At 34.8% G+C, this 22,269-nt stretch carries 10 protein-coding genes; 7 read left to right on the forward strand and 3 right to left on the reverse strand.

Annotated features, from left to right (window positions below):
* Positions 1–200: 200 nt before the first annotated feature.
* Positions 201–422: a hypothetical protein gene (locus HHU12_RS13195; protein ID WP_169657215.1), complete on the forward strand. Its 222-nt coding sequence runs from the start codon at positions 201–203 to the stop codon at positions 420–422.
* Positions 423–608: 186 nt separating this feature from the next.
* Here HHU12_RS13195 and HHU12_RS13200 read toward each other — a convergent pair whose 3' ends face one another.
* On the reverse strand, positions 609–3,773 hold the full coding sequence (locus HHU12_RS13200) for a WG repeat-containing protein (RefSeq protein WP_169657216.1): 3,165 nt from the start codon (positions 3,771–3,773) through the stop codon (positions 609–611).
* Between the two features lie 367 nt (positions 3,774–4,140).
* Here HHU12_RS13200 and HHU12_RS13205 point away from each other — a divergent pair, with 367 nt between their 5' ends.
* The 6 genes from HHU12_RS13205 (at position 4,141) to HHU12_RS13230 (ending at position 18,687) form a co-directional block, all read left to right on the forward strand.
* Positions 4,141–7,332, forward strand: coding sequence for a glycoside hydrolase family 2 TIM barrel-domain containing protein (locus tag HHU12_RS13205; protein ID WP_169657217.1), 3,192 nt, complete (start codon positions 4,141–4,143; stop codon positions 7,330–7,332).
* Positions 7,333–7,598: 266 nt separating this feature from the next.
* The gene (locus HHU12_RS13210) at positions 7,599–11,009 is read left to right on the forward strand and encodes an NPCBM/NEW2 domain-containing protein (protein ID WP_169657218.1); all 3,411 of its coding nucleotides are present in this window, start codon (positions 7,599–7,601) and stop codon (positions 11,007–11,009) included.
* 252 nt (positions 11,010–11,261) lie between these two features.
* On the forward strand, positions 11,262–15,191 hold the full coding sequence (locus HHU12_RS13215; RefSeq protein WP_169657219.1) for an Ig-like domain-containing protein: 3,930 nt from the start codon (positions 11,262–11,264) through the stop codon (positions 15,189–15,191).
* 64 nt (positions 15,192–15,255) lie between these two features.
* Complete coding sequence (locus tag HHU12_RS13220) at positions 15,256–16,203, forward strand: hypothetical protein (protein WP_169657220.1); 948 nt, start codon at positions 15,256–15,258, stop codon at positions 16,201–16,203.
* Positions 16,204–16,205: 2 nt separating this feature from the next.
* Complete coding sequence (locus tag HHU12_RS13225) at positions 16,206–17,030, forward strand: alpha/beta hydrolase (RefSeq protein ID WP_169657221.1); 825 nt, start codon at positions 16,206–16,208, stop codon at positions 17,028–17,030.
* A gap of 217 nt (positions 17,031–17,247) precedes the next feature.
* Complete coding sequence (locus HHU12_RS13230) at positions 17,248–18,687, forward strand: RICIN domain-containing protein (RefSeq protein ID WP_169657222.1); 1,440 nt, start codon at positions 17,248–17,250, stop codon at positions 18,685–18,687.
* 72 nt (positions 18,688–18,759) lie between these two features.
* On the opposite strand, the gene HHU12_RS13235 is transcribed toward HHU12_RS13230, so the two are convergent.
* Both HHU12_RS13235 and HHU12_RS13240 read right to left on the reverse strand, forming a co-directional pair.
* Complete coding sequence (locus HHU12_RS13235) at positions 18,760–19,818, reverse strand: DUF3667 domain-containing protein (protein ID WP_169657223.1); 1,059 nt, start codon at positions 19,816–19,818, stop codon at positions 18,760–18,762.
* Between the two features lie 107 nt (positions 19,819–19,925).
* Positions 19,926–21,962, reverse strand: a complete 2,037-nt coding sequence (locus HHU12_RS13240) for a 7TM diverse intracellular signaling domain-containing protein (protein ID WP_169657224.1) — start codon at positions 21,960–21,962, stop codon at positions 19,926–19,928.
* Positions 21,963–22,269 lie beyond the last annotated feature (307 nt).

The following is a 22,269-nucleotide window of genomic DNA, read 5'->3' on the forward strand; positions in this document are numbered from 1 at the left end:
GAATTGCATGTTATATTTGAGTCAGACTTGTAATAGATTTTTTGTTGGAACTCAAATTTATGCAAGTTAAAACCCCGAAAAAAGCCTAATTCGACATTTTTCGGGGTCTTTTTTACATTTTAGAACAAGTAAATAACTCATTGTTAGTAGATTAAGTATTTACCAAGGTTCCCTATTTATATAATTCTGAAATAAAAATCATGATTGAAAATCCTGATTACAACTTTTCTAAAACGGGTGTTGAGTGGATTTTTGAAGCAATGATCCTAATAAATAATTTTGCAAATGAAGATTATGATGAATTTAAGGTTAGAATCGTTGATCATATAAACTTGATGTTAAAGAATAATGAACCGAATCTTATACAGTATCATGACAGGTTAGAAGACATATTTACGAAACTTGAAAAAATAAATACTTGATAAATTGTTTCTAGTTATAAGTTACAAACTTAAACAAAGGTCAAGTTCTTAGTGACGCCTTTCGGCTTGACACCACGAACAGAGCAAATTTTTGTCGTTCTTGTAATACTCTCTCAAAGATTGTGAGCACTACAAGAACAACAAAATTAAGTATTTCTTCAGTTTCCGACTTTTCTATTTATGAATTTAAAAACGGAAGTACCTAAACTTATTTAGCTCAGCAATATATTTGAAGTAGTTATACCTCGTGTCACTCAACTCAATTTTTCTTTTACTACCATCTGTTTTTAGCTCATAGAGCGTTGCATTTTCATTGATATCCATCTCTTGAAAAGTTAGTCCATAAAAAGTGTCTTCATTATAATAACTCAATTTGTGATAAATATTACTATGAAGTACTTCGAGATCAGGACCAATTAATCCTTTGATATCGCTTTTATCAAAATAATAATAGAATATTAACTGATCTGTTACTTGCCCTACATATAAATCTGGGTTCTCTTTATCAAAAAAGATGCTATCATCCTTTTCAATGAAATAGAAGTCAGCACCACTTTTTAAAATATGTTCGTCGTTTACTGTTAGAAGACGAGAATATCTTACCTCTTTTGGTTTTTTAATTGCTTTGCCAGAGATATAATTAAAGAGAGTATCAGGTACTCCATTGCAAATGATATAACCATCATCTTCCAATGAGATGGAACCTCTTATTCTTTGAGGAGTGATTTCAAATGGAATAATTTCTCCATTTAGTTTACAGATTTGGAATTTATTGTTTTTGTGTATTATAAAGGCATGAGAACCTTCATAATTTTCAATAAAGTTATACTCACAAGGAAGGATCCATTTTTCATCAAAGAAATTATAAAGACCAATTTTTCCATTTTCTGCTTCACATGTAAATAGTCCCTTTTGTGGATTACCGATAATTTTTGTACCGTCTATATAAACCTCTTCTTGTTCTTTATTTTTAATAGTGATTCTACGGTAATTATTATCAACTCTAAATGATAGTCGTCCATTATCAGAAACACCTCTGAAGTCAATATCTCCATATTTACCCCATTGCAGATATTGGCTTGTGTTTATGTACATACTGGACTTATTTTGGTCTGTAATCGTATAATTTTTAATATTTTGCCTTTTTAGACTTTCTGTTAATGTGTCTTCTTCACTGAAATGAGCAGTATATTTATATTTACCATCTTGGTCGAAAATACCATTTACATAATAAGTATCACCATCATTTAAGACGTCTGCATTTAATACGGTAGTTTCAAAACTTTTTAAATTGAAATAGATTTTTTGGGGAGCCTGACCTTTTACATTTTTGAAAAGAACTATATCACCATAAGTGTATTCTAATTCCACATTACTAAATTCCTCTATTTCTTCATAATTACTATCAATTAGAGAATAGTTATGCTCATTTTTCAATATAAAATAAGAAGCTCCAGCTTGTTCAATATCATCATATACAGGGTCAATTACATAACGTCCTTGAGCATTAAGTACACCGTACTTTTCATTAAACCTTACAATATAAAAACCATTGTCAAGCTCATTGAGGTATTCAAATTGAGGTACTACTTTCAATTTTCCATTACTGTCTTCAAAACCGAAGCGTTTATTCTCGTAGATTATCAATAAACTATCAGTAGGTTCGTCATTCCAAGAGAACCAGGAAGTATTGTCCGCATAGGTGAAAAACTGATCATTGAAAGTGTCATGTGCTCTTAAATAATGGAACTTGTCACCAGAGAATAACTTAATATCATCATCTGTTTTTTCGTAAGAATCATAAATAAAGTCAGTGACAGGTTCAAAGTTTTTATCATATAAAGCCCAATGGAAAAAGTGTTTTACTAAGTAATAATTATGTGCTAGAACTATCTTATCGAAGACTGGTGCGATGTAAAATCTGTCATTAATCAATCCGTATTTATCATTGTAATTTATTTTATATTCATCATCCTGCATCCAATGGAAACCATTAGCTTTTGTGAGCATTTTACCAGAATAATCGTATATGTCAAATTCATATTCACTTATCGGCCTTTTTCTCAAAAAGAGAGCAATTTCAATGGACTCCTCTAGTGACATTGCCTTATCAGAATCATCATTGTCAGTTATTTCTTTCATATCTTTATAAAAGAATACATTAGTTGCACCTACATGATTGATAGAATTAATGATCTTTTGTTTGCTTTTAAAATTGTAAAGATATTTTCTGGAATTTCGCTCTACCGTAATGATAGAATCGTTAAGTACTTCAGGTTGTTTATAGTTTAAGATATGAGCCATCCCTTGCCAAGAAGAATACTTTATGTCCCAGAAGGAATTTTTATGAAATTTGAATTCACCGCTAGTCTCTACCTCATCTCCAAGAGGGCTATGGAAATAGTTTACTAAACGCCCTTTGTAATCAAATACATATTGCCCAAAAACTAAAATATAGTTTCTATGTATAGAAGGGTTATGGTCACTTATTTTTTCTGGCTTTTTAACCTCTTTAAAATAACAAAGAATAAGGTCTTCAGTAAGTTTATTTCTAAGGTCCCAAGAATAATATGCACCCCTCGTTGTAAATCTATTAAGGGCAAAATTATAAGTAGAAAGAGGCATATTAATTTGTAACCAATCATCATCCGTCCCTTTTCTTGAAACGAGTTCCCCTTTTTTATTGATCACTCCTTTATGTTGATTATAAACAACAGAAGCATAACCTTCATAGAACAATGTTGCATGGTCAAAAATAAAAGGGACAACTTCTTCATTTTTGATATTAATATATCCCCATTTATCTCCTTTTTTAGCACTGATCAACCCTTCTGAAAGCACATCTAGGTTATCATATATATTAGGTATAATGATTTCGCCTTTACTGTTAATCATTCCATATTTATCATCTTTATAATAGAGATGATAACCTTCCACATTGAGTCCAACAAAATCGAAAGAATGTTTATGTTTAAATTTTTTACGCTTGTATAATTGGTATAATTTTTTTTCACTAGAAAAGGTGAAGACATCGTCACGTTTTTTCATTTTTTGAAAAAAAGATCTTTCCTCAAGCAAGAACTCTTTATAGTATTGCCGAACTACTTTTTCATCTTCTCCCATGAATGAAATATCATATAAATCTTGAGAAAAGTAATCCTCCTGTAATTCCTCTTCTGTGTAAATATTTCTAGGTCTTTTTCCCTGTACAATGTTAGCTGTTTGATTTACTTGGTAGACAGGATTGTCAATTTTGATGACACTTGGAGGAGTTTTAAGATATAAATAGATCCCAGATAATAATACAATAATTATTACCCCCAGAATAGTTTTGCTTTTCTTTGTTTTCATTGTTGAAATTTTAAAATAGAAATGTTTTTAGTTCTCACAAAGCAAAAAGAGTTTGCGTTAGTTTGCTTGCTTTATTTTCAAAGGTTGAAATAATGAAATAAAACGAATATTATCAAATAGGTAAGTTTGTATTTTTTTATTTGTGTGGTTTTGTTGTTGATTGTCTTAGAATTGATCGGCTAAATTAAATAGAACTTATATTTCCATATCCCAACCAAAAAATCATTCCAAACCCCCTCTAATCCCCCAAAAACAAGCATTTACGAAATAATACCCCCCTTTATCATATTTTTTCAACTCTTATTTCTTCCGTTTACAGCTAAAATTGTAATGTCAAAAGTATGAAGAGAGAATTTAACTTTTAGCAATGAAGAAGACTTTGAAAAATATACTGATAGCTTTATGTGTGATACTGACTACAAACTTATCAGCACAACATCTTAAATGGGAAGACCCTACCTTTTATCAATTCAATAAATTACAAGGGAGAGCGACTTCTATTCCTTACAACAGCATTCAAGAAGCAACAAACGATCAGCAATCTAACGTTCTTTCTTTAAATGGAAAATGGAATTTTAAATACATCGGTTCATTCACGGAGGAAGTGGATATTTCCAATCTTAATGTAAAAGGTTGGGACAAAATAGAGGTGCCGTCGAACTGGGAAATGCTGGAGTACGGCAGACGTATTTATACTAATACAAAATATCCTTGGGGAGAAGTGAATCCTCCTTTTATTCCTCACAATAAACAAGAAGTGGGGGTATATCAGAAAGAGTTTACTTTGAAAAATGACTGGACGAAAGAGAAAGTGATCCTTTATTTTGGTGGGGTAACTTCTGCTTTTGAGGTGAATGTCAATGGTACAATGGTGGGCTATAGTCAAGATGACCGCTTGCCGTCAGAATTTGATATTACGCCTTATATTCAAAAAGGGAAAAATACAGTAGCACTTAAAGTGTATAGATATTCTGATGGAGCCTATTTAGAGGATCAAGATCACTGGAGATTGTCGGGTATTCATAGAGAAGTGAAGTTGATCAAGGAGAATAAAATGAGAATCAATGATTTTCATGTGAGAGCGGGTTTAACGGACAATTATACGAAGGGTGATTTGCAGGTACATTTTGAAGTAAGCAATCATTATGCACAGCAAGAGTGGAAAGATTATAAGATCAGAACGACGCTGAAAGATCAGGAAACAGAAGTGGCTTCTGCGGAGGTGAATGTGAAGAGAGTGATCAAGAAAAGACCACAGAGAGATGATTTGCCTTTTGCCCATATCAGAAATAGCATTGAAAATGTGAAAACTTGGTCGGCAGAGAGACCGCATCTTTATGATTTATATATCGAATTGGTGAACCCTAAAAATGAAGTGGTAGAAGTGCGTACTTCAAAAGTAGGTTTCAGAACAATTGAATCTGATGAGAAAGGAAGATTCTTGGTAAATGGTCAAGAAGTATTGATTTATGGTGTGAACCGTCACGATCATCATCACCTTACAGGTAAGGTAGTTTCTGAAGCGGATATGCGTCATGAGATTGAATTACTGAAGCAATTTAACTTTAACTCGGTAAGAACTTCACATTATCCGAACGATCCTAAGTTTTATGACTTGTGTGATGAGTATGGTATATATGTGATGGATGAGGCAAATTTAGAAACACACGGTATTACAGGTGATTTGACGAATAATAGTTTGTGGTCAGGCGCCTTTTTGGATAGAATGGTGAGAATGGTGGAAAGAGATAAAAACCATCCGTCTATTATTTTCTGGTCATTGGGTAACGAATCTGGAACAGGTTTCAATCATGCGGCAATGGCGAGCTGGACGAAAGGTTTTGACCCTACACGTCTGATTCATTATGAAGGAGGGCAGGGAGATCCTACGCATCCAGAGTATTTGGATTATACTTCTAAAGCATTCAAAGAGAAATTAGAAAACAATAAAATCGCTTCCAATGGTACTGACCCTGGTTACTTAGATATGTTAGGTCGTTTTTATCCATTGCTGGAAAGTTTGGAAGAATTAGGTCAAAAAGACCCTTCTAACCGCCCGATTATCTTGACAGAATATGCTCATTCTATGGGGAACAGTACGGGTAACTTTGAAGATTATTGGACTTTGATTCGTAGAGTAGATCGATTAGTAGGTGGATATATTTGGGATTGGAGAGATCAAGGAATTGAAGTGACGGCAGAGAATGGTGAAAAGTATTTTGCTTATGGTGGTGATTTCGGAGAGGAAATTCATACAAAGAACTTCTGCTTGAATGGTGTGATTACTTCTGATGGAAAACCGAAAGCGGCCATGTATGAAATCAAGCATGCCTTCCAACCGATTCATTTTGAAGTAGTGGATTTCAATTCATTCAAAACAAAAATTACCAACCGTCATTTCTTTGAAAATACATCTATTTATGATTTCGAATATGAAATTTTAGCGAATGGTCAGGTAGTGGAAAAGGGAGTGTTTGATTGTCCTGAAATCGAAGCAGGTACTTCTCAGAAGGTAAAACTTCCGGTTAAAATGACTAAGTTTGAGCTTTCAAATGAATACTTCATTACGGTAAAAGCGTCTTTAAAAGAAGACCGTAAATATGCATCTAAAGGACATATTGTTGCTCAGGATCAATACTTAATGCCTCAAGGTGGTTTGTATGCACCTGCTTTTGCTTCTAACTCAGGAGAATGGAAAAAGGAAGGTAACAAAGTAGTTTACAATGATTTTGAGGTTGTTTTAGATGCTAAAGGACAAGCGATTGAGAAGATTGTTTATCAAAATGAAGAACTGATTTCAAAGATGCCTGTTCCAAATTTCTGGAGACCAGCGACGGATAACGATGTGAGAACAACAAATGTGTTCAAGAAAAAGCAGTACTGGAAAAAGGCGACGGAAACATTGAAAATTTCTGCAATGCACGTGGAAGAAGTAGGAGAAGGATTATGTATTAATGTAGAATATCAATTACCAGAAGATAAAGCTTCTTGGACGACAACTTATACATTAAACAAAGAAGGTGCAGTACATGTTGAGGCTTCATTTATTCCACATGCTCCACTTACTAATTTGATCAAAGTGGGAATGCAAATGCAGGTGCCTTATGAGTTATCGAATATTGAATGGTACGGTAAAGGTCCAGAAGAGAATTATATCGATAGAAATGTGGGTGCTATGATGGGGACTTATGCCATGAATGTAGATGAATTTGCATTGCCTTATGCTATGCCTCAAGCGTATGCGAATAGAACGGCGACAAGAAATTTTGTATTGACAGATAAAGAAAATCAAGGTGTGAAATTCTCTAGTGATCAACCTTTTGAATTCAGTGTATATCCTTATACAGATCAAAACATTGAAAAGGCAAAACACACTTATGAATTGAAAAAGATGAATCACCTAACAGTGAACATTGATCATCTGCAAATGGGTGTAGGCGGTAATAATTCTTGGAACGAAGTAGGACGACCTTCGGTAGAATACAGAGTTCCATCTAAACCGTATTACTTCCACTTTTACATCACACCAAAATCGAAAGAAGAAAAATCTCAGCTTTAATTATAAAAAGGACAGCGATGTTTATTTAGAGACCAGGTTTCAAGTGTTAAGCCGATAGGCGTCACTTGGAACACATAATTGGCGAAGTCTCATGACTTCGAAATACAAAAAGAATAATAACCATTTCTTTCGAAGTCGGGAGACTTCGCCAAAAATGAATCACAAGTGACACCTTTCGGCTTAACACTTGCGACATTAAAGATTAATATTGCTCTCACATACATCGCTGTTCAATGAAATGAATTTATTAAAATAGACAACTACAAATGAAAAACATTACTTTTTATTTTCTATTCTTTCTGCTTGCTATTACAACAGTAAACGCACAAGAATGTAATACATTGATTGATGATGATTTTGGGGTAGATACAGATATGGAAAACCTTCCCTCTTATATCAGCGTCAACACATCAGGCAATGTTAACGGAGGCGACATTTATTTCCAAGAAGGTATGTTGCATATGGAAACACCTGCTGGTGGAGGTCATGCCAAAGCAAACATTAATTTCGGAAACTTTACTCAAAATGAATTTGAAATTTCATTTAGCGTAATGTCGAACAACGCTTCAGGGTATACTTTTAAAATGGACTTTTTAGACGCCAATAATAAATGTTGGATTGCTTTAAAATACCCTGACTATGGTAAAAGAGATTTAAGATGGGATATTTTAGAAAATGGTAATGTCCCAGGCGGAAGTAATTTTCCAGAAGAAAACTCTTTACTGGACAGTGATTACGCTGTGAACACATGGTATGATGTAAGAATGGTTTTTAAAGCTGATCATCAAGTATCACTTTACCTAAATGGTGTTTTGAAATATGAAAATTTAGCATTGCCAGAAGTAGTAAGAGATTCACCAATTACTACGATTAAAATGTATTCTCAAGGTTCCAAAAACAATGGTGTAATCACATTTTTCGACTACTTTAAAACAGTGGAAGGTCCTCAGCTGAATAAAGATTTAATTGGTAAAAGTATTCTTGAAGCAGAAAACTATTTAGCATTAAAAGAAAGTTCTGGGCAGTTTTCACAAGAAGATATTGATCAATTAAAAGCGGACATTGCTACAGCAAAAGCAAAAATGGCGGACTGTAGTCTTTCTCAAGAAGAATTAGATGCTCAGGCAACAGTGATGGATGAAGCATTGGCACATTTTAAATCTCAAATCATTGTGATTCCAACGGATGTGAAAGTGACAGTAGATTGGAGCTCAATGCTGATGGAAAGAAAAGCGGAGTGGTTTGGTGCCAACTCTACTTACAATGCCAACGGACAAGGTTTATGGGACCCCACTTCTGAAGATTTTATGCCAAGAGTCATTGACTTAGCGAACTATACGGGTTCTGCATTTTTCAGATTTCCAGGCGGTACTATGGCCAATCTTTACAATTGGAAAAGAGCAATCGGCCCTAATAGTGAAAGAATTGATAACCTCGATGCACACAATGATGGAAAAGCCTTTGATAACAGTTTTGGTCCTGATGAATTCGGTAAATTGTTGGAAACGACCTATATGAATAAAGGTTCGATTGTAGTGCCGTTTGCGTATGGAACACCACAAGATGCCGGAGATTTTGTAGAATATATGAATGCTGAAGTCGGAGCCAATCCAAACGGCGGTAAAGACTGGGCTTTGGAAAGAGCTAAGAATGGACATTACGAGCCTTACAATATCAATGTATGGGAAATTGGCAATGAGCTTTATGGTGATTGGGAATTGAATGTGATGAACTATCCATTGAGTGGTGATGATACTCGTGGTGGAGAAAGTATTAGAAGTGGAAATGCTCATTTCTATGTTTATGGAGGTTCAGAGACGTTTACCAGCCAAAGAGCTGTAAAACAAACCACTTGGGTAGTGGACGAGTGTACGTTGGATGGAACGCCAGACCAAGAGTTTAAAGTGAAGTTTCCTCCAATCAATTTGAGCCATGATTTTACAGTAAGCATTGATGGAGAGGAGTGGACTGAAGTATTAAACTTTGACAATTCAACAGCCACTGATAAACATTTTGTGATCACAGATTCAAAAGAAGGAACGTTTGTTTTTGGTGACGGTGTGAATGGAGCTATTCCAGAAAGTTTGGGTGATGTGATTGTAGATTATACTACTGGACCTCACGCAGGTTTTAGTGCTTATTATGATGCAATGAAAGCGGTTGATCCAAGCATTACAGTAGTATCTAGTTATGAGCATGAAGAATTCTTTAAGTTGATGGCAGATGAAAATTTACCTTATGATGCAGTAGCAAAACACTATTACCCAGGAGGTGAAGCGAATTCAGGTCAAGAATATATCTTTGAGTTATCTCAAATAGCAAAATATAATAATAGAGCCGAAGAGTTTAAAAATTACCTTTCAAAATATGACAACCCTAGTCTTGAAGGTATTGAAGTGAAACAGTTCTTATCGGAATACGGCACACCAAGAAATTTCTCAGCCATTCCGCATGCTATTGTTTTATGGCATCAAATGATGAACAATTACAAGGATGATCTTTTGGGAATCCAAACGCACTCTTTCTTCAAAAATGATGGTACCACAATGGTGGAAACAAGACATGGAGGTTTCTTGATGGCCAAAGGATATGCACACCATATTTTCACTCACCTTCACCAAGATCAATTTGTAAAGGCAGATTTTGAAGGAGAAAAGTATACCCACAAAAATGTACAATTATGGAACTCATATCCTACGGCTTCTATCAATGAGGACAAAACGGTAGCAACAATTGTAATCCCTAATACATCTGATGGGAAACAACTCAATACTGCTTTCGATTTTACTTCTCTTCCTTTTGAAATGAATGATAAGGTTGTGTTGAAAAAATGGGTGGCATTGGCTGATAACATTAATGTGGATAATACATCAGATAACCCTACGAATGTACGTATTGAAGGACCTTTTGTGATAGACAATCCTACCACTTTTACTTTTGATGAAGTAGAACCATACACGGTAGCCATCTATCAATGGACAACTTTGGACAAAGAAGAGTTTACTTACTTGACAGAAATTCAACCTCAAGTCAATTTCGGAGACCTAAAAATCAATCAAGGTTTTGCGGAAGATTCAGTATTGATAATCAATGGTTCAAAACAAGATAATGCACTTACGTTGGGTTACTTTACAGAAGTAGAATATGATGTAAAAAATTACTTTGATACGTTTGAAGCTGAAATCGGATTGGAAGATAACTTCTTAGGAGGAAGCTTAGTATTGAAAGTATTTGGTGATGATGAGTTATTGTTTGAATCAGATCCGGTAAGTGCCAATACACCAATTCAGAAAATTGATGTTGATGTAAGAGGAGTGGAGAAGTTAAGAATTGCAACTACTCCGAGCCAAGGTTTGGGTATTCATTTAGGAATCAGTGAGGCACGTTTATACAAAAATGAAAATTACGATGATGACGTTACAAGCGTTGTCGTTGACAGAACATCATTAAAAATTGCTCCAAATCCTTTCCAAACAAATGTTCATATCACTTTACCAAAAGTGATCAACGGAACAATGACGATCCATGATAGTATGGGCCGAATGATCCTACAGCAATCACTTCAAAATAAAATCGCTTTTGATTTAAACCTTTCTCAATTAAATAAAGGGCTTTACATTATCAGCATCAGTAATGCTGAGGAAGTATTTGTAGGCAAATTATTGAAATCGAACTAAATAGAAATCTGCAATCTCTTTAAGTACCAAGACAGGAGAAAAGGGTTCTTTGATTAAAGGGAAGAGGTAAGAGGGATGAGGGAAGGTGGTCCGTGTTGTGTTTTAAAAACCATTTTATGTACCATAACACGAACCATTTTTCTTCCCTCTTCATTCTTACCTCTTACCTTAAAAAAGTTTCATCACATTTTACCTAGTACTTATCACAGGGAGGTTGCAAATCAGCATAAACACTACATAATCAGAATGACAATGAAAAGAATAATTATTAGCTTTCTGTTACTATTCTCTTGGACAACTTATGCTCAAGAAGCAGTAACTATTACTTATAACTTTCAAAATGGTTTTAAGGCTTCTACCTCTACAATCAGTGATGATGTTTTGTATCCGCAAAGAGCAATAGTAGGAGGTTCAAGGCTTGTAAATCAGGGTATAACAGATAATATGGCTGTAACCCAAATCACCAACAACAACGCTACAAATTATAATAATACTTTCTTCCGTTTTGATATTCATACCAATAAGGGAGCAAAGTTTAAGATCAACAAAGTAAGAGTGATTCAAAAATCGGATCATGCGGGAGACCCTTCAGCAATAGCCGAAGGAGGAACTGGAAATACTTATATGTTTAGAGTAGGAACACAAGTCAATGGAAACACAATCTCTAACAGTGATCCTGAGCAATCTTCTGATAACTTACTGTTTTCAGATCAATTGGAAGAAACAGAATATATTCCGAATGATAAATACAGTATGGTGAAAAACGGAGAGTACGTTTCCGTTTATTTGACAGGTAGAGGAGAGAGAGTAGGAGGAAATGTGATTCCAGATGAACAAGGTGGTGGAATTTATGAAGATGATATTTTCAACTGGTATGTTGACCAAGTGATCATTGAAGGAGAGTACGTTGAAGGTTTATCGATTCCTACTTTTGAGGTGGATTATGCTCTAAATAATAAAGATATGAGTGTGGTTTCATCTTCAGAAAAAGTATCTGCTACAGAGATCAGTAGACAAAATGGAGAATCACAATGGAAGCAGGACAGAACTTTTTCAATCCGACTGGCAAGCAACAGCAATAACCTAGGTTTCAAGAATGTTGGTTTTATTTACGATATGAATGTTGCTAGTGGGTATAAAGCAATGATCAATAATTATGAATTGAAATTTGCAGGCTCAGGGGAATATGGAAAGTCAAGAACCTATAGAGCTTCTATTTATCATGATAAAGCAAGAGATGGTTCAGGAACAAGGGTTGATTATTATCAAGCAGATGTAGTGGCTGGTGTAGAAAAATATGGTGACGGCATCAAAGACATGGATTACATGAGTGCTTTCTTTAATGACAATTTGGTATTTGAAGACAGCTATTCCTTTTTGATTGGTTTGAACAGAACAGGCAAGACTGATAACACTCAACTTAGAGAATATTTTACGTTTGATAATGTAAGTATTCGTGGTACAGTAGTTCCAGCTGATGCATATGATTTATATGCTGAAATTCTAACAGGTCAGGATTTATATGTCAATGCTGTCATTGGAAGTGGTGATGCCGAGTATTTGCAGGAAATCGTTAACCGTTATAAAGAAGCTTTACAATCTGCTGTAGATTTTGCTTTTGATGAATCGAAAACAGCTGGTGAATTAACGGCAAAGAAAACGGAGGTTGAGGCACTAAATGAACACTTTAGAAATAATACAAACAGCCGTAGTAATGTTGCTCCAATTGTAGAGAATAAGACACTTAGCACTGCTAAAGGTGTTGCGGTTCAATTTACATTAGAGGGCACTGATGCAGATAATGATATTATTAAGTTAAGTATCAAAACACAACCTCAAAATGGTGTGATTTCTATGGTGGATGGTGCTTATCAATATACTCCAAATCAAAACTTCCAAGGACAGGAGACATTCACTTATGTTGCCAATGATGGAAGAGTTGATAGTAATGAAGGTATTATTACAGTAACTGTTCAAAATGAAAATAACAACGCACCAGTAGCCAATCCACAAACTTTAGAGGTAATCTCTGGCATTGAGTTGTCAATTACGTTAGAGGGAACTGATGTAGATGGAGATGTATTGAGTTATGAGGTTGTTGATCAGCCTACCAATGGTACTTTAACAGGAGATTTGCCAAATCTGAAATATGTTTCAGATAATGGATTTGAAGGTGATGATAGTTTTACTTTTAAAGCTTTTGATGGAATTGCGTATAGTGAAATTGCAACCGTAGCGATAACGGTAAACCCTGCTCCAAATGTACCACCAAAAGCAGAAGACCAAGTTGTTAAAGTGATGACCTCAGAGACAGTAGACATCACATTGAAAGCTACAGATGAAAATGATGATGCACTGACTTATGAATTGGTGACACAGCCAGCGAATGGTACTTTATCAGGTGATCTTCCAAATTTACAATATGTATCTGACAATGGTTATGTAGGTGATGACAGTTTCACTTTCAGAGCTTATGATGGTAAAGAGTACAGTAATGTAGCAACCGTTTCTATAACAGTAACGAACTTGCCAAACACAGCGCCTATTGCTAAAGATCAAGACCTCGACGTAATAGCAAAAGAGGAATTGAGCATCACGCTTGAAGCAACAGATCAAGAAGATGATGTCTTAACTTTTGAGATCGTTGATCAACCTTCAAATGGTACTTTGACAGGAGATCTACCTAATTTGACATACGTATCGAATGATGGTTTTGAAGGCAATGACAGCTTCACATTTAAAGCATTTGATGGCAGTGAATACAGTAACGTAGCCATAGTAAATATTGAAGTGAAACCTATACCAAACTCAGTTCCAGTTGCCAAGCCTCAAACATTGGAAGTAATTACAAATCAAGCCTTAAATATTACGCTTGAAGCAACGGATGATGATGGGGATGATCTTACTTATGAATTAGTTGATCAACCCACAAATGGTACTTTAACAGGAGATCTTCCTAACTTAATTTATACATCGGATACAGATTTCGAAGGTGATGACAGTTTTACTTTCAGAGCATTTGATGGAGAAGACTACAGTAATACGGCAACAGTGAGCATCACAGTCAAAACAGTTCCAAATTCTGTACCTGTGGCCAATGATCAAACGTTGGAAGTCATGTCAACCAAACCTTTGTCCATTACTTTAGAAGCGACAGACGAAGATGGAGATGCATTGACTTATGAGTTAGTAGATCAGCCTACAAATGGTACTTTAACGGGAGACTTACCCAATGTAGTATATCGTTCAAATGATGGGTTTACGGGAGAAGAGGTCTTCACTTTTAGAGCATTTGATGGAGAAGATTACAGTAATACAGCTACAGTGACTATCAATGTCACTCCTTTTATGAATAGTAAACCAGTTGCGGATAGTCAACAATTATTGATGAATCAAGGGGAGTCTACATCGTTTACTTTAACTGGAAATGATGCGGATAATGATCCTATTACGTTCAGTATTTTGACTCAGCCATCCAATGGTACTATTAATGGAGAAATTCCTAAACTGACGTACACTCCAAATGCTGATTTCAGCGGTGAGGATCAGATGACTTTTGTAATCAATGATGGTTTTGAAGACAGCGAAGTAGCAACCATTACTTTCCTTGTAAGAAGTAATGGTGAAACGCCTTCAGATAACACAGCTCCGGTAGCAGAGGACATAGTACTAGAAGTGAAAAATTCAACGTCTGCATTTATTGAACTAAAAGCTACGGATGAAGATAATGATGCATTGACTTATCATATTGTGAAAGATGTGGAAGTAGGTCGTTTAGATCACTTCGGAAATAGTGTAGAGTACTATCCAGAGTCAGGTTTTGAAGGTGTAGTGACGTTTACTTATGTAGCCAATGATGGAGAAACTGAAAGTAATATTGCTACGGTTACAATCACTGTAGTCAATGATGGGCAAGTAACAAGCATAGAAAATAAATTAGAAAAAGTATTGAATGTGACTATGACTACAAACGGTATTGTGATCAAGGATAAATCACAGAGAAATCAAGCCGTTGAACTCCTGCTTTACAATCTAAATGGTCAAATGATTTTCAATCAAAAGCAACAGGTACAACCTAATAGCACAGTGACGGTTCCTTATTCATTTGACATTAATAAATTATATCTATTAAAAGTAGGTGTAGGTAATGACTTCCTTTTGAAAAAGGTTGTGTTTAAGTAATAATAAGTAGTGTAAACCAATAGGTTGTCTAATTTCAGGCAACCTATTTACTTCCAAAATTAAGATGTTAAGATTAAAGAAAATAACAACAATTATAGTGACTGCTGTGATGTTGGCAGGTTGTGTGAATACTAAACAACAACAACAGAATACAAGTGATCATGTTTCACAAAATGATAAATACAAAGGAAATCTAGAGATCGTTATTGCAGATGTAAAACAAGCTCAGATTCACAATAAACTGAAAGATACCACACAAATCAATCATCTATTAGATGGTTTTGAGAAAATGCATGTAGATGGTGTTCGTATTACTATTTTTGGAGAGGAAGTGAACCCAAATCCAAAGATGTTTGACTATTTATATCACGAAGCTAGAAGAAGAGACTTTAAGATATTCGCCAACCCTGCACTCTGGGAAGGTGCCCGAAGAATTGTCAATAGAATCAACAAGGGTAAGAATACAGGACAGAAGGTACTGGGAGATAGTCAAGCCACTGATATATTGGTGGAACGTATTTTGAAGTTTTCCAAAGAATATCCTGTAGATTGGATTTGCCCTTTTAATGAAGATGGAAAGCCAGGACAATATTGGACGGCAACCCAAATCAGCGAAACCTATCAAAGATTGGCTGAAAATAATATAAAAGCTGAATTAATAGGTCCATGTACTTGGGGCGTGGGCTCAGGAACGAAAATCTTAAACAAAACAAATATCAAAGATTACATTTCTGTAGCAACAACACATAACCTTGGGTTTGAACATAACAAGTGGTCAAAGTTCTTGAAGTCGGCTAAAGGCTTGAAAGTTTGGGATTCTGAAACCAATATGAATAAAAAATATGAGGAAAAAGACATTAGAATCGATGCTGCAATGAAGGCAGGGGTCAACGGTCTTGTTCTTTATGATTCTTGGACAGGAATTGATCTTACAACAGGTAATTTAAATGCCGTTGGAGAGCAATGGGTGGAGAAGTATTTGAAGCAAGACACCAGTGTTTCTAAAATTTAAAAATGAAAATCCTAGCATTAGTTTTGTGCTTTTTTTCTTTCACTGTCACCTACGCACAAGAAGAGATTTTATATAAGAGTATCGATTCTGTAGAGCTGTACCTTGAAGTGCATAAGCCTGCCAAAATGGTGGAAGGGAAACGATATCCTGCCATGATTTTTTATTTTGGAGGAGGATGGAATACAGGAACGAGAAGTCAGTTCGAGAGACATGCAAAGCATTACGCTGCAAAAGGAATTATCTGTTTCCTTGCAGACTACAGAGTATTTAAGAGAAATAACACCACGCCATTTCAGGCCTTGAATGATGCTAAATCAGCCATTCGGTTTCTAAGAAAAAATGCGGAGTCATTACAAATTGATCCATCAAGAATTATCGCTTCAGGAGGGTCCGCTGGAGGACATTTAGCTGTTGCAACTGCAATTGTGGAAGGTTATAATGATGCTTCTGATGATCTAACTTACAGTTGTAAACCAAATGCTCTTGTTCTTTTTAATCCCGTGATAGATAACGGTCCAGGGGGTTATGGATTTGAAAGAATAGGCATGGAATACAAAAGTTTTTCTCCGTTGCATAATATTGTAGCAGGTGCACCGCCCACACTTATTTTATTAGGCACAAAAGACCATCTGATTCCGGTTACGACAGCACAATATTATCAGCATGTAATGAAGAAAGTGAAAAGTAAATGTGTGTTGAAAATCTATGAGGGAGGGAAGCACGGTTTCTTCAATTACAAAGAGAAAAATAAGGAGTATTATACAAGTACAATGAAAGATACTGATGATTTTTTAGAGTCATTGGGCTATTTCAATAAAGCAAATTGAGTTAACAGTTTAGAAGCCTAGAGGGGAAAGAAGTTTTATCAGAATGATGATGATTTAACGATTTAAGGGCCGTTTTAAACCAATTTTTCCCCTCTAGAAACTGTTACCTTTCAATACATTTACGGTAATCAAAAACTAATAACCTACACGTGTAAGTTCTAATTAGACAACAAAAGGTGTGAAAATCATGCCTTTGCAACCAGTAAAAAGTATTGAAATGAAACAACGCAACTTATGGCTTCAGTTTACTGTGGCTCTTCATCTATTATTACTTATTTTCTCTTGTAATGACAGGGTAACTGAGATCAGCACTACTGTTGAAACAACAACTGAAAATCAACTGTCAAACCAAAGAGTGTCTAGCCTTTCTATGCATCATTATGTAGAGGAACTTGACATTGTATTGGGAGATGTAAAACAAGGTCAAATCCATAATGGTATTAAGACAACTCAAGAAGTAGATGCAATTTTAGGTGGATTTAAAGAAATGGGAGTAGGCGGTATTCGAATCGCTATTTTTGCAGATAATGTGAACCCCAATCCCGTCATTTATGATTACCTCTATACACAAGCGAAAGCAGCCGGGTTTAAAATTTTTGCCAATCCAGCAAAATGGGAAGGAGGTAAAAGAATTGCCAACGGTATTTTGGATGACGAAGAAGGCGGTGCAGGCCCTTCTGTTCTAGGTAAAACAGCGGCCAAAAATGCATTGGTATCAAGAATCAAAGCCTTCACTCAACAATATCAAGTAGATTGGGTTTGCCCTTTTAATGAAGATGGGAGACCTGGTGCTTTTTGGTATGCCAATCAGATGGATAATATCTTCTCTGAACTTCATGCCGCTGATTTAAATGGTGCAACACTGATAGGACCTTGTACATGGGGTATTGAAGCAGGGATTTTGGTTTTAAATAACACCAATATTAAAGATTATATTTCTATTGCTACCACTCATAACCTAGGTTTTCAGCATAGCCTTTGGCCTACTTTTATTGCAGCTGCAGGAAATTTAACGGTATGGGATTCTGAAACCAATCAGAATAAAAAATTCAGCAATTTGGATGTAAGAATTGATGCCGCTATCAAAAATGGTGTGGATGGGATAGTTATTTATGACTCTTTCAAGGGGATAAACTTCAAATCAAATGCATCCACTTTAACTGCAGAAGGAGTAGATATGAATTCGGGTCAAGATTATAAAAATTGGATTACCCAATATTACCTGATTCAGAATAAAGAAACCACGGATCGAATTAAGCCTTATGAGAATGGGATAGATAATTCATTAATTGTAGAAGTACCCAATTCATGGAGCGGAGAGAACTCTCAATGGGAATTGATCCCTGTAGAAGGAGAGTGGTTTAGGTTGAGAAACAGAGGAAGTGGGGTGTATATGAGACCGGAAACAAATGATGATTATGCCAATATTATAGCAAAAATAAACTTTACAGGTCTCGCTTTACATACACAATGGAGGTTTATTGATGTAGATGGAACTCATGTTTTTATAGAAAACAGAGGAAGTGGAAAAAGGTTGAAAGCGAGAAGTTACGATGATATTTCAACCACCAATGATGTTGACTTGATTAAAATCAACCAAGTACCTGACACTTGGACAGGTGATTGGTCACAATGGAGCCTGATTAAGGCCAATTAATTTGTGAAAAAGAAAAGCCTGCTAGAATCTCTATTGGTTCGAGCAGGCTTTCTCTTATTTTATATCGAAACATTAAAAGATCAATAAACTGATGACAATCTCAAATAAGATGACCCAGAAAATCATGATACTGTGAATAGAGGAAGCCAAGAATAGTTTGATAATCGTTTTTGCCCACCCTTGTTTATAGAATTTTTTAAACATGATCAATACAACTGCTGTCCAATAGAAATAGAAAACAAAAAGCATCCAACTTTTTATACCCCAAGGAATAAGATTTATCAAAATCATACTACCAAACATAAATAAGGTGAAGGCGTGTAAATGTACTGAAAACAGGAGATGTTGAATGTATAAATTTTCTCGGTTACGAATGTATAGTAATTTAAGATACAGACCAAAAAGAGGTACCAGGAGCATAATGGCAATTGGAATATTTTCAATGACCGTCTGGAAAAATGTTACTCCTTTTTCTTTATAAAAATATTGAGCCTGTTTGATCATCTTTACCTGATACCAAGAAGTGATCCCCAAAGAATCCTCAATCGTTTGATCATCTACGGTTTCTGTTTCTCTAATGAACCAAATGATATCTTTTATTCTCTTGTCATCTGCTTTAGAAAGAAGGCTGCCATCGTCGTCATCCTCTTCGTCTTCTACTTCTCCTAGGTCATCATTTACCTGATATTCACTCTTTATAGAATCGACTAGAACTTCCACTTTTTGTGCTTCTTCTTCTTCTTCAGCATTAATCTGTACTAATGGAGTGTCTCTTTCTTTCGGAAGGTGTTTTTCTAAATCGAGACTGAACGAGTGTTTGTCTATGATGACATTATTAAAAATGAAAAGGAAAAATAAACTGGAAATTAGATACAGTCGGACAGGATGGACATAACTCTGTCTTCTTCCACTTAAATATTCTTCGGTAAGAAACTGTGGTTTTGTAAAAAAGGGTAGGAAAGTATGTTTAAGCTTAGAATCAATACCAAAAGCTTCATTAATATAATCTTTTATGATTCTAAGAAAATTAGTGTTGTAATTTGCTCTACTTTGACCACATGACGGACAGAAGTGCTCATCAGATTCAAATTCATGATCACAGTTAGTACAGTTTTTTTTAAGACTTTGCATTTAAAAAGTTAGATTATTGAATTGGAAATTTACTTGTATTTAGTTTAAAAAGCGTGTTTTAAGCAAAACATAATACGATACTCGAAACACGCTTTAAATAAATACTTTTATGGTAAAAATCCAATTAACAGCATATCGTCAATTTGCTTTTGTTCACCTTTCCATCGTTCAATTGCCTCTTCAAGTTGAACTCCCTGATCTTCCATAGAGAGAGTTCTGCCTTCTTGTATGATATTGAGTAGTCCTTGTCTCATTAATTTTTTCCCTTTTTCACCTCCAAACTGATCTTGGATTCCATCGGAGAAAATATAAAAGCCTTCGATTTCATCTGTTATTGGGATATGATGAGCAGTAAATCTCATAGCATCATAATGCGGGTGGATATTACCGCCAACTGACTTTTTATCCCCTTTAATGATTTCAATGCTTTTGTCTTTTTTCAATATAACAAGTGGATTTTTGGCTCCAGAATAATAAAGGTTTTCTTTTTTATCATCCCAAATACAAAGGGCAATGTCCATTCCCTCTTTATTATTATTATTTCTTTGATTGAAATTTTTCTTCACATGATCATCCAATTGATCTAAGATTTCATCAGGTGAGGTTGATTTTGATACTGTGATAATTTCCCTAAGTGAGTTTCCTGCCATCATAGAAACAAATGCACCAGGAACGCCATGTCCTGTACAATCTACTGCGGCGAGATAATGGAAATTATTCATTTTTTTATACCAATAAATATCACCACTTACTACATCTTTTGGCTTATAATAAATAAAATAAGAACTAATATTATTACTCAATTCATCTTTTGTAGGAAGAATAGAGTCTTGAATTCTATGAGCGTAATTAATAGATGATTCCAAGTCATTATTTTTCTTATTAATCATCTCATTTTGTTGGAAAACCTGTTCTACAAGAACGTTCAATTCTTCATTGGTAGCATTGAGTTCCTCAGTTCTTTCAGTTACTTTTTCTTCAAGTATTTTATTTTGATTCAGAATTAGATTATTCTTTTCCAGTTCTAGCTGATTGATTTTTTGACCAATAGCTAAGGCTAAGAAAAACATCTCTAAAGTTGATCCAATCTGCCAAGCATAATCCGTAAATTTGTTATAGGGAATAATATCAGCACCAGCTAGAACAAAGATTAGCGCAGCACAGATATAAAAATTAAAGGCAACTAAAAATAGGCGTGCTTCTCTATTTCCTTTTTTGATCAGTACAATAGAAGAATACAACATGATTACTGCTCCAAAGAAACCACTGACCTGATTGATCAATGAACAGATCATATTAAATCCAAAAATAACCGCAATAATAGCCACACTAAATGCTCCAATACCTATAAAGTAAAAGAGTTTTAACTTAGGGAGTGACTCATTTATCTTTAAGAATTTATATCCAAATAAAACCGAGGCGAGTCCAGCAACAGCAGGCCACATAGGTCCTCTTTCAGCAATAAAACCGAAACTGCCCCATATATGTGCATCGTGCCCTTGAAAGTGAGCGACCATCATACCAATGGCTAACACATAAATTACATAGTAAAGATAAGTGGTGTCTTTTGCTGTGAAATACACAAACAGGTTGTATATCAACATGATCAGTATAAATCCATAATAAATACCATCTGTGATACTTGTATCATAAATGTATTGAATATAAGATTTTGATGACCCATAATATAGCCAGAACTGAAGGTAATTGGCGTTTATTTTTAAATAGAAATACCTGTCAGGATTGAAATCATTATTGAGGTTAAAATAGGTATTAGGGATTTTATAATCTTTTTTGAAGAAGTTTTTAGTGTATCCATCTTCTTGTAATAGATACACAGCTTCATCAATTGGAGTGTAAAGGTTTACCTCTTCAATTAAGGCTGTTTTCAAATGTAGAATTGGATCATGGAGATCACTTGGAAGTTTGAATCGGATCCAAATTATGGCCTTGTTGTTACCAAAATTTAAAACCTTTTCCTCAAACTTTTTAAAAGATTTATTTTGAATAGTATTAATGTCAAATTCATGCTTTTCATCAATAAAAACCTCTGTTTGATCACTAATATTAAAGGGAGTAGAAGCCCATGCACTTGGTAATTGAATGAGTAATGTAACAAATAAAAAAAGTCTATATCCAATCATTGTTTTCGATAGATGAATAGTAATGTACAAGTATATTGTCCGATAAAAAATCTAAAAAGGTCACATCTTAGGAAGTGTGCATTCTCATAAAAACATTGGTAAGATATTAAATCAAAGGCAGAAATAATATTAATATGAACTAGATGTTGATTGAATAATGCAATTGTAAATTTAAATAATACAATTTATTGATTTAAGTAATTGATTGATAGTTGATTAATACAATTGTTAACGTTTGTTTAGTGTGTGGCTTACAAATAATAAAAAAGGTAAGCCCATAAAAAAATACGGACTTACCCAAACTTGA

Origin of the sequence: Flammeovirga aprica JL-4 (genome assembly GCF_012844305.1) — a bacterium.
Taxonomy (GTDB): Bacteria; Bacteroidota; Bacteroidia; order Cytophagales; family Flammeovirgaceae; genus Flammeovirga; species Flammeovirga aprica.